The sequence below is a fragment of the Eubacterium sp. AF15-50 genome (genome assembly GCF_934835595.1).
In the GTDB taxonomy this organism is placed as follows: domain Bacteria; phylum Bacillota; class Clostridia; order Lachnospirales; family Lachnospiraceae; genus Eubacterium_G; species Eubacterium_G segne.
In genome coordinates this window covers 1,474-20,421 of record NZ_CAKVZL010000033.1, presented here as the reverse complement: position 1 = coordinate 20,421, position 18,948 = coordinate 1,474, and the positions used below count along the sequence as shown (strand labels likewise).

13 protein-coding genes are annotated in these 18,948 nt (G+C 36.3%); 9 read left to right on the top strand and 4 right to left on the bottom strand.

The window, feature by feature from the left end:
• Positions 1–52: 52 nt before the first annotated feature.
• On the bottom strand, positions 53–484 hold the full coding sequence (locus Q5O73_RS05510; RefSeq protein WP_021952398.1) for an ACT domain-containing protein: 432 nt from the start codon (positions 482–484) through the stop codon (positions 53–55).
• An 11-nt stretch (positions 485–495) separates the two neighbouring features.
• Positions 496–1,794 carry a phenylacetate--CoA ligase family protein gene (locus Q5O73_RS05505; protein WP_302669221.1) on the bottom strand — a complete coding sequence of 433 codons (1,299 nt, stop codon included), beginning with the start codon at positions 1,792–1,794 and terminating at the stop codon, positions 496–498.
• Between the two features lie 311 nt (positions 1,795–2,105).
• Between Q5O73_RS05505 and Q5O73_RS05500 the strand changes: the two genes are divergently transcribed.
• The 6 genes from Q5O73_RS05500 (at position 2,106) to Q5O73_RS05475 (ending at position 10,028) form a co-directional block, all read left to right on the top strand.
• Complete coding sequence (locus Q5O73_RS05500) at positions 2,106–4,880, top strand: glycoside hydrolase family 3 C-terminal domain-containing protein (protein WP_302669220.1); 2,775 nt, start codon at positions 2,106–2,108, stop codon at positions 4,878–4,880.
• Between the two features lie 917 nt (positions 4,881–5,797).
• Positions 5,798–7,003, top strand: a complete 1,206-nt coding sequence (locus Q5O73_RS05495; RefSeq protein WP_302669219.1) for a hypothetical protein — start codon at positions 5,798–5,800, stop codon at positions 7,001–7,003.
• A 15-nt stretch (positions 7,004–7,018) separates the two neighbouring features.
• Positions 7,019–7,618, top strand: coding sequence for a hypothetical protein (locus Q5O73_RS05490; protein ID WP_021952393.1), 600 nt, complete (start codon positions 7,019–7,021; stop codon positions 7,616–7,618).
• A gap of 132 nt (positions 7,619–7,750) precedes the next feature.
• A complete protein-coding gene (locus Q5O73_RS05485; protein ID WP_021952392.1) occupies positions 7,751–8,743 on the top strand; it encodes a fibronectin type III domain-containing protein in 993 nt (330 codons plus the stop codon).
• Positions 8,744–8,868: 125 nt separating this feature from the next.
• Positions 8,869–9,243 (top strand): immunoglobulin-like domain-containing protein, encoded by a 375-nt coding sequence (locus tag Q5O73_RS05480; RefSeq protein WP_118589613.1) that lies wholly within the window; start codon positions 8,869–8,871, stop codon positions 9,241–9,243.
• A 101-nt stretch (positions 9,244–9,344) separates the two neighbouring features.
• Complete coding sequence (locus Q5O73_RS05475; protein ID WP_302669218.1) at positions 9,345–10,028, top strand: hypothetical protein; 684 nt, start codon at positions 9,345–9,347, stop codon at positions 10,026–10,028.
• A 58-nt stretch (positions 10,029–10,086) separates the two neighbouring features.
• Here Q5O73_RS05475 and Q5O73_RS05470 read toward each other — a convergent pair whose 3' ends face one another.
• Together Q5O73_RS05470 and Q5O73_RS05465 are read right to left on the bottom strand one after the other, a co-directional pair.
• Positions 10,087–10,875, bottom strand: a complete 789-nt coding sequence (locus Q5O73_RS05470) for a 1-acyl-sn-glycerol-3-phosphate acyltransferase (protein WP_302669217.1) — start codon at positions 10,873–10,875, stop codon at positions 10,087–10,089.
• A 43-nt stretch (positions 10,876–10,918) separates the two neighbouring features.
• The gene (locus Q5O73_RS05465; protein ID WP_158576887.1) at positions 10,919–12,046 is read right to left on the bottom strand and encodes a glycosyltransferase; all 1,128 of its coding nucleotides are present in this window, start codon (positions 12,044–12,046) and stop codon (positions 10,919–10,921) included.
• Between the two features lie 316 nt (positions 12,047–12,362).
• Between Q5O73_RS05465 and Q5O73_RS05460 the strand changes: the two genes are divergently transcribed.
• The 3 genes from Q5O73_RS05460 (at position 12,363) to Q5O73_RS05450 (ending at position 18,838) form a co-directional block, all read left to right on the top strand.
• Complete coding sequence (locus Q5O73_RS05460; protein ID WP_302669216.1) at positions 12,363–14,645, top strand: hydratase; 2,283 nt, start codon at positions 12,363–12,365, stop codon at positions 14,643–14,645.
• 68 nt (positions 14,646–14,713) lie between these two features.
• On the top strand, positions 14,714–16,648 hold the full coding sequence (glgB, locus tag Q5O73_RS05455; protein ID WP_186840701.1) for a 1,4-alpha-glucan branching protein GlgB: 1,935 nt from the start codon (positions 14,714–14,716) through the stop codon (positions 16,646–16,648).
• Between the two features lie 75 nt (positions 16,649–16,723).
• Positions 16,724–18,838, top strand: coding sequence for a hypothetical protein (locus Q5O73_RS05450; RefSeq protein ID WP_302669215.1), 2,115 nt, complete (start codon positions 16,724–16,726; stop codon positions 18,836–18,838).
• Positions 18,839–18,948 lie beyond the last annotated feature (110 nt).

The following is an 18,948-nucleotide window of genomic DNA, read 5'->3' as shown; positions in this document are numbered from 1 at the left end:
AGTGAATACATCTGAGGGGAAGCCTTTTTGGATGATAAGTTATTTTATAAGTTTATAGTTTTGCCAAATCTTCCTGTGCTACAAGCTTGAAACCTTTGCTGCTAAGAAGGGATGAAACTTTTTCGTTTTCCTGTACACGGAAAATCATTAAAGCATCATCAGTATTTCTTGTTACAAAGGTGTAAGCGTAATCAATGCTAACCTTGGCATCTGCTAAAACATTAAGGACTGCAGCCATTTCTCCCGGCTTGTCAGCAATTCTAATGCCAATAACCTGTGTAAGGTTACAAATCCAATCATTATCCTTTAAAAGTGTTACTGTATCAAAAGGTTTATCAACTATAATACGAATAATACCATAGTCGCTGGAATCTGCAATTTCAAAGGCTCTGATATCTATGTTATTGTCTGCCAGAAAGTTTGTAAAATTTGCAAGATTTCCCGGTTTATTTTCTACGAAAACTGAAATCTGATTAATGTACATAAGTCTACCTCCTAAATTTTTCGTTTATCAATTATGCGGACAGCCTTACCTTCTGAACGGGTAATGGACTTTGGCTCCACAAGTTTAACCTTGGCATAAATTCCCAGCATGCTCTTAAGGGCTGAAACAATATCTTTTTCCTTCTTTTCAATGGAACTTACTGTATCTGAGAACATTTCCGGTGTCATTTCAACACGAACTTCCATGGTATCGCTGTTATTTACACGGTCAACAATAAGCTGGTAGTTAGCAGGCATACCCTGTTTAATAAGAACTTCTTCAACCTGTGAAGGATAAACATTAACACCCTTTATAATAAGCATGTCATCAGTTCTACCCATTAATCTGTGAATACGTGCATGAGTACGTCCGCAGGAACATTTTTCCCTTGTGATATATGTAATATCTTTTGTTCTGTATCTGATAAGAGGGAAAGCCTCTTTAGCAAAGCTTGTAAATACAAGCTCACCAATCTGTCCGTCAGGAACAGGTTCTAAGGTTTCAGGGTCAACGATTTCCGGAATAAAATAATCTTCACAAATATGCATGCCATTTTGTGCTTCACATTCAAAAGCAACTCCCGGTCCTTCAATTTCCGTAAGACCGTAAATATCATATGCTTTAATGCCAAGCTTGCTTTCAATATCGTGTCTCATTTCCTCAGACCATGCCTCAGCACCGAAAATGCCGGCTTTTAACTTAACCTGATCCTTGAGTCCCCGTTCTTCAATGGATTCTGCCAAATATGAAGCATAACTAGGAGTACAGCAAAGAATAGTAGAACCAAAGTCAGTCATAAACTGAAGCTGTCTGTCGGTATTACCTGATGACATAGGAAGTGTAAGACATCCTACCTTCTGGGAACCACCATTTAAACCAAAACCACCGGTGAAAAGTCCGTATCCGTATGCAATATGGCATACATCTTCGTCAGTTCCACCAGCGGCAACAATGGCACGGGCACATCCGTCATACCACATATCAATATCTTTTTTGGTATAAAAGTCAACAACACGTCTTCCGGTTGTTCCTGATGTGGAATGGATTCTGATACAGTCCTTAAGTGGAACTGCCAGTAAACCATATGGATAAGCATCTCTTAAATCATCCTTTGTAATAAAAGGCAGCTTCGGTAAATCTGCTGTGCTTTTAATATCGTCAGGTGTAACTCCTGCCTTGTCCATCAAGTCTCTGTAGTAAGGTACATTTTCATAAACACGTTTTACTACAGATACAAGTCCTTCATTTTGCCACTGCTCGATTTCCTCGCGGGAAGCAGTCTCAATATCTTCTTGAAAATATTTTCCCATTTTTGTAAATCCTTTCTCTCGGTCGTAAATATTTATAATATGATTTTACAATATTTAGGGTACTTGCGCAATAAACTTTTTTTAATATAAAAACGTTACAAAAACTCCTGAAAGATAGATTTCTTTTAGTAAAAAGCAACATTTTATGGTGCTTGAAATGGGCGTTTGAGCACTATAATAAAAATGTTTTTCTGCCCATAAAATCTAGTAATTCGTGGAGCTATATGGTATAGTGCAATTAAAGAAATTTGGAAGAAAATCACGTAACAAAATGTGTTTGAATAAAATTAGAATTTGGAGGCAACTAACATATGGAAAAAAGTTTAAAAGGTGTTCCGGTTGAAGGGTTCACGAAAAAGAGCCGTCAGGCGGCAGCAGAAGGAATTGTACTTCTAAAAAATGAAGACAACATTCTTCCATTTACTAAAGAAGATAAAATATCAGTATTTGGACGTCCACAGCTGGATTACTATAGAAGTGGTACAGGTTCAGGTGGAGCTGTAAATGTTGAGTATGCTACAAATATAATTGATGGATTTAAAAGCAGTAATTTATCTATAAACGAAGAACTGGTTACAGATTATGTAAACTGGATTAAAGACCATCCATTTGATAATGGCGGTGGCGGATGGGCTTGTGAGCCATGGTTCCAGAAGGATATGGACATAAGCGTTGAATATGCCAAAAAACAGGCTGAGGCAACTAACAAGGCAGTTTATATTATTGGACGTACAGCCGGTGAAGACAAGGATAACTATAACGGAGCGGGAAGTTATCTACTTACAGATGAAGAGAAAGAGAATTTAAAGAATATTACAGAAGCATTTGATGATGTGTGTGTTATTTTAAACGTATCAAACATTGTTGATGTAAAGTGGATTAATAATGAGGAGTTTAAGGGTCACATTAAGGCGGCACTTTTTGTATGGCAAGGCGGAATGGAAGGCGGTGACGCTGTTGTAGATGTATTGTCAGGAAAGGAAACTCCTAGCGGAAAGATGCCGGATACAGTGGCATTTAATTTGGAAGATTATCCATCTTTTGAAAATTTCGGAAACCAGTTTACTAATCTTTATAAAGAAGATATTTATGTTGGTTACAGATATTTTGAAACATTTGCACCGGACAAAGTTGTATATGAGTTTGGATATGGATTGTCTTATACAACTTTTAATATTGAAACATTGTCAGCAAAAGCAGATAATGGAAAAATCAGTCTTGAAATCAAGGTGACAAATACAGGTGACAGGTATTCGGGAAAGGAAGTAGTTCAGGTATATTGTAAGGCACCACAGGGCAAGCTGGGAAAACCGGCAAAGGTTTTGTGTGGATATGAGAAAACTAAGTGCCTTAATCCGGGAGAAAGTCAGATTATAAAAATTGATGTAGATGAGTATTCAATGGCTTCTTATGACGATTCAGGAGTGACAGGTCACAAGTCATGCTATGTATTAGAAGCAGGAGATTACGAAATTTTAGTTGGTAACAGTGTTAAAAAATGCGAAAGCGTATTTACATATCAGTTAGATGACATAGTTGTAGTAGAACAGTTGTCAGAGGTTATGTGTCCGGATGATGATAATTTAACTATCTTAAAGCCGGGGGCAAAAAAGGAAGATGGAAGTTATGAGAAAGTTTATATACCTTCTCAGAAGCCGACAGTTGATTTAGGAAAAAGAATTGAAGAGAATCTTCCAAAAACAATGGAAATTACCGGTGATGTGGGAATTACCCTTCAGGATGTTCATGCAGGAAAAAGCAGTGTGGAGGAATTTGTTGCACAGCTTAGTGTGGAAGAACTGGCACAGATTGTCAGAGGTGAAGGAATGAGCAACCCACGTGTAACTAAAGGAACGGCTTCAGCTTTTGGTGGATTAAGTGATTCATTATTTAACTATGGTATTCCGGCAGCCTGTACGGCAGATGGCCCTAGCGGACTTAGAATGGAAGCTAAGGCTACACAGCTTCCTATTGGAACTGCTTTGTCAGCATCATGGAATCCGAAGCTTGTAAGGGAACTTTATACCATGGAAGGAATGGAACTTTGCAGAAATGAAGTTGATACACTTTTAGGACCGGGAGTTAATATTCATCGTCATCCTCTTAACGGAAGAAACTTTGAATATTATTCAGAAGATCCGTATCTTTCAGGAACTATGGCAGTAGCATCTACAGGTGGTATTAAAGACGGTGGTGCCTGGGGAACTATCAAGCATTTCGCCCTTAACGGTCAGGAAGCACACAGATTTAAGATTGACGCAGTTTGTTCAGAAAGAGCTATAAGAGAAATTTATCTTAAGTCCTTTGAAATGGCTGTAAAGGAAAAAACGGTTATGACTCTTATGACAAGTTATAATCCTATAAACGGACATTGGGCAGCTTCAAACTATGACCTTTGTACAACAGTTCTTCGTGGAGAATGGGGTTATGAAGGTATTGTTATGACTGACTGGTGGGCAAAAATGAATGACGTTGTGGAAAAAGGTGAGGAATCAGGTCAGAAAACCCGTGATATGGTTCGCTCACAGAATGACGTTTACATGGTTGTCAATAACAATGGTGCTGAAATTAATTCAAATAATGATGATACAGAGAAGTCTGTTGAAGAGGGAAGACTTACAGTTGGAGAGCTTCAAAGAGCAGCAATTAACATTTGTACATTTATTTTGAATGCACCGGTTATTAATAGAGAGTTAGTTGATACTGACGTGGCTAAACATTACGGGGCAGTGTCTGAGGATAAGGCAGAATATGATGTACAGAAGTTAGCAGACAGTGATAAGATTATGTTTGATGGCAGGAAAACTGCGACAATGGTTGTGGAAGATGAAGCAGAATATTCTACTATTGTGAATATTTCTTTTGCAAAATCAAATCTTGCCCAGTCAACGGTAAATGTTAATGCCAACGGTGAGACTATGGTTGTTATCCAGACTAACGGAACTGATGGTAACTGGATTACCCAGAAGTTATGCAAGGTTAAGTTAGACAAGGGCGTTTACAACATTGAACTGGAGGATGTTTTAGCAGGTATTGAAGTTAAGTACATACAGTTCAAGAAGATAAAGAAGCATAAAGGAAAATAATAATTGAAAATGTCATCTGAAAAATTTAATTGAAGCTTTAGATGGAGATTTTGGGCGGAATTTTTAGTTGAAGATTTTAGATGAAAGTTTTAGATGGAAGTTTTAGATGGAAGTTTTAGGTGGAGATTTAATGGTGGCTTAAAATATAGCTAAGCTGCGTTAAATATAAAGAATGAGAGCGAAAAAGCTGTTGCACTTAGGTGTGGCAGCTTTTTTGGTGGGAAGAAGGTGCAATTACCAGGAAAATGATGATTTTATATAAAAGTCCCGGTAGGAATCGCACCTTCGTCGGCTGAAATTGTTTGCAATTACCCGGAAAAGACAAATTTATGAATTGATTCCGGGTAATTAAAGGGTTAAAAACAACAATATGCGCAGCAAAGAACCGGGAAAAAGATATAAAATGCCAAAATCCACGTAAATACCGGTTGTATTAACCGGTGAAAAGGCTATTCATGCCAGGATATTTTTGTGAAATTGCTGTTTTCCGGGTTCAATTCATTGATTATAGCCTGTAAGGCGCCAATTTCTACCAGGATATTTAAAACAAATCAAATCTTTCCCGGTTTGATTTGTTTATACGTAGTCAAATTATTGGGAAGAAGCACTTTTGTATTTTATTTCCGGGTAATTAAAACACTTGAAATATTGATACAATTATGATAGAGTAGCAACGCATGGAAAATTTTGTCTAAATATGTGGAAAATGAAAAGTCAGGAAAGACAAAATCCCTTAAAGTTAAAACATATAATAGAATAAATAACAGACGCTTGTTAACTATATCAGTAGAATAATAGATATAACTTTGAGTGCAAGTGTTACTTTAAATTAATGAAAAGTTTAAAGACGAAAGAAGTATTAAGCATTTGAATTTCAAATGTTGTAATAAATATAAAAATTGAAAGGGGAATTGCATATGATTAAGAAAATATTAGCAATTACAATGGCAACAACATTAATTATTGTAGGGGGGTGGGAACCAACAAGTATTTATGCGGTAGATAATACCACAGTATCTATGGTAGGGGAGGATAATCAGAACTTCACCGAAAATATGGAAGATTATGAGTACATAGAGCAAAAAGTTGAGGACGAATTAAGTGTAGATACAGGTTTGCTTGAACCGCAGGTGGAAGAGGCTTTAAATGAACAGGGTGTGTTTGATGGCGAAATATGTCAATATTCGGAAACATATATTGACGAACTAAATAAACTTAATCCAGAGGATATAGAAGTACAGGCTGAATATTATGCAATAAAGGATACGGAGGAGTTAAATGGAGTATCTGTTACAGACGAAGAAATGGTGCCGGTTTCAGATGAGGAAATTAATGCGTATATTGCGGAAGAGTATTATGATGAGGAGGCAGAAGACAGTGAGGAAGACAAAGTTTCTGTCATTGAAGGTATATTAGAGGGTATTGGAATAAGACCTCTGCAGGTAAAAGCAAAGACACAGCATAAAGGTGGAACAAATGATAAGAAAAATAAGACAATGCTTAAGAAAACAATTATATGTACGAAAGCAAAAAATAAAAAGAACTACCTTTATGTTCATGCAATTTTTAAGTGGGATCAAATGCCCAAATACAGAGAGTTAGATACGATAGCAATGAAATGGGATAATGTGGTATATGATTACGCATATGCTGGAAAAACATCGGTGAGTCATTTCTGGACAAAACATCAATATGAGCACAGAACTGATGGTGGAAGTGTGATACTAAATGAAAAATATGTATCAGAATCAGTTAATATGAAGTATAATTATAATACTTTGAAGAATAATCAGTATTATTTAGATAATTATGGAATACGATGTGCATTTAAACTTCATAAAAATAATGATACTGCTCTTGCAAACTTCCCATATGTAAAAACTAAAGAATATTCAAATGAGGGAATAGGTATAATTTTCTATTTGAAAAGAAAGTCAAACATCGTTGTATTCCACCCGTATTATAAACACATACAGACAAAAAAAGATTGGGTTTCAGTGGCGGTGTGCTTGGCAGATGATGGAAAGTTTACAGCTATATATACATTAGTGACAGGAAAGAATAAGAGCGTAGAGGAATCATATGCTGGTGTTGATAAAGCATTTAAGTTTACAATTAAATAATTAGGTGATAAATATATGAAGAAAAAAACAGTAATAACAGTTGTGATAGGTGTAATCATTGCCCTAACAATAATTACAAGTATATATGGAAAGAATCCAATATATAATTATGTAAAAAATAAATATTTTCCTGATGTACTTAATTTAGAAGAGCAGTATGGAGTGAAAAATTATAAAACAGGAAACCAGACAATAGAGGTAGATGGATACACAATGGTTATGGATCAGTATTTTTTTGAGAGTGATAAATCAGCAGGCTATTTGAGGATAAAAGTGATGTACCCTGATTTGGATATGCGGGAAATGGAAACGGATAGTGGAAATGACGAAAATCTATTTAATTTCGGTTTAGATGACACAAGGTACTTTTTTGCCACTGATGTTAAAGGTGAAGGCTTTAAGGAGGGAATAACGGCATGTACATCATATCAAAAGATTAGAGCAATTCAAACAAATAAAGCAATGTATATCTATTTTAAATTTTGTTCTGAAGATGGAGGAATATACAACGGCAAAGTATTTCTCCATGACCGCAAAGCCCAAAAAGGCATAGGGTACAGCGATTATGCAGGTAAGGAAAAATATGCCATAGGTGTTTTTGATTTAACAAAGTAGTAGAGTAATTTAGTGTATTTAGTAATGCTCTAAAAATAGTTTTACTTTTTTTGGAATATAGAATATAATTAATTTATCAGTCAAGGGGCAACAAAATTTGAACCCCGGAAATATTTTTTACAGGAGGCAAAAATGAAAAATATCAAAGTTAAGGTTATGGCAATTATGCTGGTAGTTGTTATGGTATTTACAGGATGTGCTACACAGCAGTCAGACATTAAGATTAATGCTGATGGAACAGGAAAGGTTACTGTTAATGTAGAAATTGATGAAGAAGCATACATTGATGCTACACTTAAGATGCTTAAGGCAAGTGGGCTTTCAAATGTGGAAATTGCATTATATGAGAAGGAACTAAGAAAAGAACTTCCTAAATCATTTGCAGAAGCAGGAGCTAAGAAGGTTGTAAGAGATGGTAAAACATATTATCAGATTACAAGAAATCAGACTATCAAAAAAGGAAACTTAAGTCAGGATATAACTGAAGGTGGAGAAGGTTATGTAACAACTGATACATTTTATTTAAAAATGGACTTCGCTTCACAAATGAACGATTTAGGCGGAATGGATGCAGGAATGGTTGACGGAGACATAGCAAGTCAGTTTAAGGCAGCAGGTCTTGATATGGATTCATTAGTAAAAATGACAGTAAATGTTGAAATGCCAAAGGCAATTGTTGCAACAACAGGAACAATTAGTGAAACAAACAAAAACATTGCAACATTTGATGTTAAGATTTCAAAGAATCAGACATTATTTGCAACTACAAATTCAAATGTAACTTTAGAAACAGCAAAAGCTAAATACAAAGCTGACAATACTATTAGCAAACCATCTGTTAAGAAGTTAAAAGCAAATAAGGTTTCTAAAAAGGCTAAAAAAGCTACTGCAACATTGAAGTTTTCTAAGGTTAGCGGAGCAAAGAAATATCAGGTACAGTATTCTACAAAAGGTTCATTTAAGGGAGCAAAGACAAAAACAATAAAGAAAACCACATACAAGCTTACAAAGCTTAAAAAGGGAACAAAGTATTATGTAAGAGTCAGAGCTGTAAAATACAATATGTCAAAAGATACAGTATACAGCAAATGGACAAAGAAGAAGGCTGTTAAAACAAAGAAATAGTTAGAAATAATATAAGGTTTACATAGCGGGGCTGTCATTTTAATGATTTATAAGCGTTAAAGTGGCAGCCCCTAAAAATGCTCTGAGGGAAACTTAAGACTAAATATTAAAGGATATAAAAAGTTATGAAAAGATTGATGATTTTGATAATAGCAATAGCGCTTATTGTACCAAGTGAAAAAAGTGTAGAAGCATCAAAAATAAAAGGTGTAGAAGTTAATGTAGTTAACGCAACAAATAAGTACATTAAAATAACTGTTAACAATAAACGAAAGAATAGTGTATATATTTCCAAAAGATTTGTATTAAAAAAGAAGGTTAAAGGAAAGTGGAAGAAAATACATTTTAAGAAAGGCGTTAAGTTTGCGAAAACCGTAACAATATTACAAAATGAAAAGAAGCCGATAAAGATAAAATGGAAAAAATATTTTGGCAGGAATTTAAAAAAAGGTAAATATAAAATAATCTTTATAAAAGCAAATCGTTTTTCTTTACAATAATGGATATTTTACACCGGCAAGACAACTACCTGTAGGAGATGGTGGGATTTTATTCAGAGATACTGCTTATAGGGAGCTAGGAAAGTAAGTTAGGAGTGAAGATGGATTATTTTAATATTGGTAATAATTTATATTTGTTAACAATTATAATAAGGATGTTTATAGGAATTATTCTTATTTCAAAATTTCTTAAAATCAGACATAAACAAACAGTTATAATTTTGTATTATTCTATAGTATTAGGTGAAATGATTTTATTTGTCACAAATGATAAAATATTAGGAACGATAATTGGCTTGCTAATTGGAGGTATATTAGGAATAATACTAAGCAAGTACGGAAATAAAAGAAGTATTTCTGAATATATTGTTATATTTATAAATGTTTACGCAATAATAGAAGCCGTGTTTTACCATTTGGATGTAAATTTTTCCGGAATACTGAAAACATATGATGATATTTATGTGGATTATAAAACGATATACGCAAAAATAATCGTTACATTCATTTTAAGCAATATCATATTGGTATTGGTTAAGTTAAAACGGAAAGATACTAAAAATGAGGGCTGTCTGGTAAAAGCGATAGGAGCGTATTATATAATTGCTGCGATTTTTTCTAACACAATGCATCCATTGGACGAACCGGATGCATATTTTGATTTTTGGCTTCCATTGCTGAATGTAAATTATAGTCCGTATTGCTATATCATACCGGAAATCTTTTTAATAATAGTTTTAGCTTGGATATTAAAAAAGATTTATTTGGAAGATAATGTAAAATAAGTCCCTTATGAGAACATCTTTGAGAACAAAATCAAAAAAGGGGATGAAAAGTTCCTTTTTACTCCTCATTTTCTTTTTCATAATGAATAAATTCATAGGTACTATATTTTTCAGCGGTTTCCTTCATCCATAAATAAACCCGGTTACGCAAATCCTCTTTGGCAGCTTTACGGCTAAGAGTAGGGTTTGCATACATTGGGTCGCTGCAATATATGGTAATGGCGGGTTTCTTAAATATCAGTCCAAAAGGAAAATTACGTTTGCGGTAAGTTACAACCATAGCCACTACCGGGGCGCTTAAAAGTACAGGGTAAGCAAAACTGGCACTTTTAAAAGGACGTATGCCTACATAATAAGGCCATATATGTGCTTCAGGATAAATAGTTATGCAGCTGTCCTGATGATAACGTTTAGAAACTGTGTTAAGCATTTCCTTCATACTTGCCATGTCGTAGCCAAGGGGCATAGCACCAAGCATTGCAACTAAATGGTAAAGTCCTTTAATGGAAAAAGCGTCATTTCCGGCCATAAAATAAGTACGGTGGCCCCAGCCTGAAACATCGGCAGAAAGAAGAGGGTCAATATGCATGGTGTGATTGCTGTACAAAAAGCAACCGGATTTTAACCGCCTTATAACACCGCGATTTTTAACATGAAGCCCTACGACAATGGTATTGAAAATCTTTACCAAAGGAAACACTATAAGATAGTACAAAATATCTGCAAAGAAATTCCACAGAAAACCAGTGTGAATCCACTTATAGTCCGGGGGAAGAGCCTGAGTTTTTATCCCGTTAGTTGCCGCAAAATCATCATTTAATTCATCTGTATAGTAAATTGTTTTCATAAAAATCCTTTTCCGTTAATTTCATTAGAACACTATTATTTATCTATTTGTTTATAATACCCAAAATCATTTCTTCCATACTGTCCATACATTTATCAAAAGCCCATTGCTTTGCGAAATCAGCATAATCCAGACTTCGCTGTTCCTTTTCCTTAGGATGTTCAATCCAGTAGTCAATTTTCTTAGCCAAATCCCCTACATTGTTACATTTAAACAGGTTTTTGTCATCAAGGGCAAAGTACCGGGTAGCGGAACGGGGGGAGTTATTAATAACAGGTACAAGACCACAGGAAATGGCTTCTAAGCAGGAAATGGCTTCAAGCTCAATTTCCGCGGCATGGACGTAAAGGTCAGCTGTTCCTAAAACCTTAAGCAAATCCGTTCTTGAATAAAACTTCATTGTAGGCTGTATTGGCAAATGTCTTTTAGAATACTTTATCAGGTTAGATTTCTGAGGACCGTCCCCGGCAAAAATCAGCTGGATACGGTTTCGGTATTTACTTTTATTTACAGCTTTTAAAAGCACAATGTGAGTTTTTTCACGACTGTAACGTCCGGTAAACAATATACGGAAAAGACCGTCATTAACGTGATACTTTGGAATATCACGGTTAAACTGGCGGTTAACTCCGTTGGAAATAACATGTCCCGGAGTAGGCCCTACCACCTTTTCAAAGGTATCACGAATAAATTGGGTAGGGTAGTGAATGGCATCACAATAACGGTACAAATGTTTATAGAAAAACTTATATACATTTTTATTAAAATGCTTATCATTCATTAAAAAGAAATGATTAGAAAAATTTTCTGCCTGGCAATGGAAACCGGCAGACAGGGGAATGCCGTATTTGTGACAATATCTTGCAACGTAGCATCCTGTAAGAAAAGGAACCATAACGTGAACGGCATCCACGCCCTTTAGAGCCTTTGCCACGACTTTTTTATCAGGCTTTGAAATATTAACTCCGTTTTTCTTAACATAATTATTAAAAGGCCCAACGTTTAATGTTTTTACAATATAATAACCGTCTTCGCCGGCCTTGTCTGCGTCAGGGCAGATAACACGAACCTCATGGCCCTTAGCCTTTAGGGAACGTATAAGGTTCATAGCGGCAATGGTAGTACCGTTATTTTCTTCTCCAAGGACATCGCTAACTACTGCAATTATCATACTAATCTCCATTCTGTCACGGCTTATGACATATATATTAAAAAGGTAAAACCTTTCTTAATCTCACATATTGGTATTTTAATATAGGCAGTACATGAAATCAAGAAATAAAAAACATACAAAAACATATATTTGTTGCAATAACCGGACACTGCTTTGCTTGATTTGAAACCGGAAATTTTGTATACTATATTTTATATAGGCGAATGTCAAAAGTACCTTTGGCACTGCCATCATTTAAGGCATATTATTTTGCCTGAATATCAGCTAAGTATTACAGATACAGACTGAAAAGTTAGGATTGCAGGAGGAGAAAATGATAACATTAAGCAAAGGCGGCGCGTATCTCATTAACGGTACAGAAGTGATTGAGGACGGTCAGGAAGAATTACTTAAGAGCAAATTAGGAGATAAGTATCTTTCAAAAGAAGATGCAGCAAAGAATACTATTGCATACGGCATCTTAAAAAATCACAATACATCAGGAAATATGGACAAGCTTCAGATTAAGTTTGATAAGCTTACATCCCATGATATTACATTTGTAGGTATTATCCAGACAGCAAGAGCTTCAGGACTTGAGAAGTTCCCTATACCATATGTACTTACAAACTGTCACAACAGTTTATGTGCAGTTGGAGGAACAATTAATGAAGATGACCATATGTTTGGTCTTACATGTGCTAAGAAATACGGCGGAATTTATGTTCCACCTCATCAGGCAGTTATTCATCAGTTTGCAAGAGAAATGCTTGCCGGTGGCGGAAAGATGATACTTGGCTCAGATTCACATACAAGATACGGTGCCCTTGGTACCATGGCTATGGGTGAAGGCGGACCGGAGCTTGTTAAGCAGCTTCTTTCCCAGACATATGATATTAACATGCCGGGAGTTATTGGAATTTACATGACAGGAGAGCCTGCTAAGGGAGTGGGACCTCAGGACGTGGCACTTGCCATTATCGGAGAAGTTTTTGACAAAGGATATGTTAAAAATAAAGTTATGGAATTTGTAGGACCGGGAGTTTCAAATCTTAGTGCTGATTTCAGAATCGGCGTAGATGTAATGACTACAGAAACTACATGTCTTTCATCTATTTGGAGAACAGACGAGAAGATTAAAGAGTTCTACGATATTCATGGAAGAGTAGAGGAATACAAGGAGTTAAATCCGGGAGCAGTTACTTACTATGACGGAATGGTATACGTTGATTTATCAAAGATTAAGCCTATGATAGCAATGCCTTTCCATCCAAGTAACACATATACTATTGACGAGGTAAATGCTAACCTTGAAGATATTTTAAGAGATGTTGAAAAGAAAGCCCTTGTCTCATTAGACGGACAGGTTGATTATAAACTTACAAACAAAATTAAGAACGGTAAATTATACGTGGATCAGGGTATTATTGCAGGATGTGCCGGCGGTGGATTTGAAAATATCTGTGCAGCAGCAGACATTCTTACAGGAAAGAATATCGGATCAGATGAATTTACCCTTAGCGTATATCCGGCTTCAATGCCAGTATACATGGAACTTATTAAAAATGGTGCAGCAGCCTCCATTATGGAAGCAGGCGGTGTTATGAAGACAGCTTTCTGCGGACCTTGTTTTGGAGCAGGAGATACACCGGCAAACAATGCATTCAGTATCAGACATTCTACACGTAACTTCCCTAACAGAGAAGGAAGCAAGTTGCAGAACGGACAGATTGCATCAGTTGCACTTATGGATGCAAGATCAATTGCAGCTACAGCAGCTAACAAGGGATATCTTACAGCAGCAACAGATATGGATGTTGAATACAAGGGACGTAAGTATCATTTTGATAAGACTATTTACGAAAACAGAGTATTTGATTCTCACGGTGTTGCTGACCCTGATACGGAAATCCAGTTTGGTCCTAACATTAAGGACTGGCCGGAAATGGTTGCACTTACAGACAATTTGTTACTTAAGGTGGTATCAGAAATACATGACCCTGTAACAACAACTGATGAACTTATTCCATCAGGTGAAACTTCATCATACCGTTCTAACCCATTAGGACTTGCAGAATTTGCACTTTCAAGAAAAGACCCTGAATATGTAGGAAAGGCAAAGGAAGTTCAGAAGGTAGAAAAGGCAAGAGAAGCAGGCCAGTGTATGTGTGAATATTCAGATGAATATAAGAAGATTCTTGAAACAATCAAGAAGGAATTTGCTGATGTGAATAAAGAAAATTTAGGTGTAGGAAGTACAATTTATGCTGTAAAACCTGGTGACGGTTCAGCAAGAGAACAGGCTGCATCATGTCAGAAGGTTCTGGGCGGATGGGCTAATATTGCTCAGGAGTACGCTACAAAGAGATATCGTTCAAACCTTATTAACTGGGGTATGCTTCCATTTATTTATGAAGAGGAAGAGCTCCCATTTAAGAAGGATGACTTTATTTTCATTCCAAATATTGCAGAGGCAGTAAAGAATAAGACAACAGAAATTCCGGCATATGTAGTTGGCGATGAATTAAAGCCATTTACATTAAAGCTTGGTGAAATGACAGATGATGAACGTGACATTATATTAAAGGGTTGTCTCATTAACTACAACAGAGTTTAAAATCAATCTTCCGGAAACAGACAAGTCGGAAAAATATAAGCATAATGTATGCAGATGGAGGACACCATATGGGAAATAAATTAGCCATAACAAAAGATGACTGTTACTTATTTGGTAAAGGCATTAATTATGAAATATATGAGAAACTGGGTGCTCATATTACGGAAATAGATGGAGTTAAGGGAACATACTTTGCAGTATGGGCTCCCCATGCAGCTAATGTTGCAGTTATAGGCGATTTTAATGACTGGTTAGGATTTAATCACAATATGACTATGGATAATGATTCAGGAATATGGGAGCTGTTTATTCCGGAAGTTGGAGAAGGAGCAATGTACAAATATGTGATTTCCACGGAAAGTGGAGACACATTGTACAAGTCCGACCCATATGGAAACTGGGCGGAAGTCAGACCGGGCAATGCTTCAAGAGTAACCAATATTGATTCGTATAAATGGAATGATTCCAAGTGGATTCATCAGAAGGCATCGGAAAGTCACTACGAACTGCCTATGTCAATTTATGAGGTGCATCCGGGTTCATGGAGAAAAGACTATAAGGGACCGGATGATGAAGATGGATTTTATGACTATAGAAGGATGGCAGATGAACTGGTAGATTACGTGGTGGATATGGGATATACTCATGTGGAACTTATGGGAATCTTAGAGCATCCTTTTGACGGTTCATGGGGGTATCAGGTTGTGGGATATTATGCACCTACATCCAGATATGGAAAGCCTCAGGATTTTATGTATTTAATAGACGCTTTTCATAAGGCAGGAATCGGAGTTATTTTGGACTGGGTTCCGGCGCATTTCCCAAAGGACGCCCACGGACTTGCTATGTTTGACGGAACACCTCTTTATGAATATGCTGACCCTAGAAAGGGAGAACATCCTGATTGGGGCACAAAGGTTTTTGACTATTCTAAAACAGAGGTTAGCAATTTCCTTATTGCAAATGCTTTATTCTGGGTGGAAAAGTATCATATAGACGGACTTCGTGTAGATGCAGTGGCATCAATGCTTTATCTTGATTATGGAAGAAAAGATGGAGAATGGGTTCCTAATAAGTACGGCGGAAATGAAAATTTAGAGGCAATAGAGTTCTTTAAGCATTTAAGCAGTATTATGAGATATAGAAATCCAAGGGCTTATATTATAGCAGAAGAGTCTACAGCGTGGCCGAAGGTTACCATGGCACCGGAAGAAGGCGGACTGGGATTTTCTTACAAGTGGAATATGGGATGGATGCACGATTTCCTTGAATATGTGAAGCTTGACCCGTATTTTAAGAAGAATAATCATAATAAGATGACATTTGGACTGACTTATGCATTTAGTGAGAACTTTATCTTAGTTCTTTCCCACGATGAGGTAGTTCATTTGAAATGTTCAATGATTAACAAGATGCCGGGGTACCCGTCAGATAAATTTAAAAATCTTAAGACGGCGTATACATTTATGATGGGACATCCGGGAAGAAAGCTTTTGTTTATGGGACAGGAATTTGCCCAGCTTCAGGAGTGGTCAGAGGCAAGAAGTCTTGACTGGTATTTGTTAGACGAACCTGAACATAAGGATATGCAGGACTATGTAAAGAAATTATTACATATCTATAAGAAATATCCGGCACTTTATACTGAAACAAAAGGCTATGGAGCTTTTGAATGGATAAATGCAGATGACAGAGACAGAAGTATATTTAGTTTTATAAGAAAAACAACAGAGCCTGATTACAGGAATTCTGTGGGATTCGTGTTTAACTTTACACCGGTGGAAAGACCTGACTATGTAGTTGGTGTTCCAAAAGCCGGAACATACAAGAGAATTATTACTACGGAAACAGGAGATACGGAAGTAGTGAAATATAAAGCAAAGAAACAGGAGGCTGATGGTAAGCCATATAGATTGGAAATACCACTTAGACCTCTGGAATCAGTAGTTTTTGAATTCCCTAAAGTAATAAAGAAGAAAGCAAAAACAACAAAAAAGAAATAAAGATTAACTAAAAAGGGCAGTTGTTAAGCTGCCCTTTGTTGGCAGTAACAATACAGAGAATTTTCGGAGAAAAAGATGAAAAAAAAGGTATTTATCGTAATTATTATTTTAATTATATTAGGTGGAGCAAGTGCATTTGGAATAATGTACAATAAAAATCATACATCAGGGGAGCCTGAGAAAAATGATGTGGCAGAAATGACAGACAAAATTCCTGACATGAAGGTATATGCAGGAAGCAATGTTATTGGAACCATAGACGGATACACAATGGAAATGAATTATGCACACCTTAGAGATAGTATTATTCCGGTAGGTACAGACAATAAGGTTTCCATGGAAATAACATCCAACAAAAATAAGATTGAAAAATTATCTTATGAGGTGGTAAGTGCAGAAGGTGACACTCTTCTAGATAGTGGAGAAATCACGGATTTACAGGAAAATGACGGAAAAATTGCCTTTGATTATCAGGCAAGTGCCATTATGGAAAAGGGAAAAGAGTATTTTCTGACCTTCAACATGTCTACAGATAAACATAAAAAGCTGCACTATTACACAAGGGTTATGCAAATAGGTGCAGATGTAGTTGAAGACCAGATTGCCTTTGCCAAGGATTTTAGTGACAGAACCTTTAATGAAAACGAGGCAAAGGGATTAGTGGCATATATTGAGCCGGATGCAAAGGGAGCTAATGATAATTTAGGGGAGACTACCATTAAATCCAGTTACAGCATGCTGGTGTGGAAGACACTTCACCCGGCAAAGAGCACTGATACAACTGTGTATGCCAAGGATTTTTGTATAAAAGACAGCGGCGAGGCAGGAACCTACACTATGAATTATCAGATGAAAGCCACAAACACTGAAAAGGTGGAGGAAACCTACAATGTTACTGAAAACATTACAGTGTGGACCTGTGCAGGTAAACAGTATGTACTGGCATATGACAGGGAGGTAAATCAGGTTTGGGCTGCTTCAAAGAATAATGTTGGAAACAGTTTTATTGATTTGGGAATACAGAAGCAGACAACGGTTTCTAATGTAGAAAGTTCTAACGGACAGTTTATCGGATATGAGATAAATGGTGACGTGTATACTTTTGATGTTACCGGCAAAAAAATGTATCGTGTATATAACAGCAAGGCAAAAAGCGGGCAGCAGCTTTACAAGACCCGCTCCAGAGTTATAAAGGTGGATAATGATGGAAATGCAGAATACATGATATATGGTTACAGCCCAAGTGTAAATCATGGTGGAAAAAATGGAATTTCCATAATGGATTACAGTGTTAAGGATAATAAATCAGTGGAAAAAGCCTTTATACCATGTAATGAGCCGGCGTGGATTCTGGAAAATCAAATGTCTCAGCTTTGCTATGAAGGTGACGGAACATTATATATAATGCTAGGAAAAGCAGTATATTATGTGAACTTAAAAACAAAGGAATGGGGAACATTGATTGAGAACATGGAGGATGGAAGTCTGTGTGTAAATGAGCAGGGAACAGTAATTGCTTATAACACCAATGGAAGTATTTACAACAGTGACAGTATTACCGTTATTGATTTAACTAATGGAGAGAAAAAGGAAATTAAGGCAGAAGAAGGTAAGAAAATTGCAGTATGCGGATATACCGGTGCTAATCTGGTATATGGAACAGGAACAATTTCAAAGGATAAGAAATACGATGCTTTTCCTATTGAAACACTAAACATAGTGGATTCTGATTTAAACCTGGTTAAGTCATATTCAAAAAGCGGAATAACCATGACAGACGTAACCATTACAGATACAATTATCAGCTTTAAGCGTTTTAGAAAAGGAAAGCGTTTAGAGGATGACCAGCTTCTTGATAACACAGAGGATACGGTAAGGGTTGCTAATTCAAGCTATTATACCGATGACATGAAAATGAGGGAACTGGCGCTGTCCTTTACCAATAATCTTAATGCCACAACCAAGCTTACCATTGGCAAATGGGGATCAGTGGAATTTTCTACAGGAACAGAGGTTGACTCTAAATTTGTAAAAACCACTGAAGACAGATATTTTGTATATGGATATGGAATGCTTCAGGGAGTGTATTCTAAAAAGGAGGATGCCACAAAAGCCGCAAGGGAAGTTTATGGTTTGGTGATAGATGAAAGGGGTAGTAAAATATGGGTGTTTGAGGAGAACTATCAGTAGAAAATATATTTAAACATAAAGTGAAAAAAAGGCATTAAATATAACAAAAATTAACAATTATAAAGTAGAAATATAGCATGTAATGGGATACAATTATTTACAGATATTGG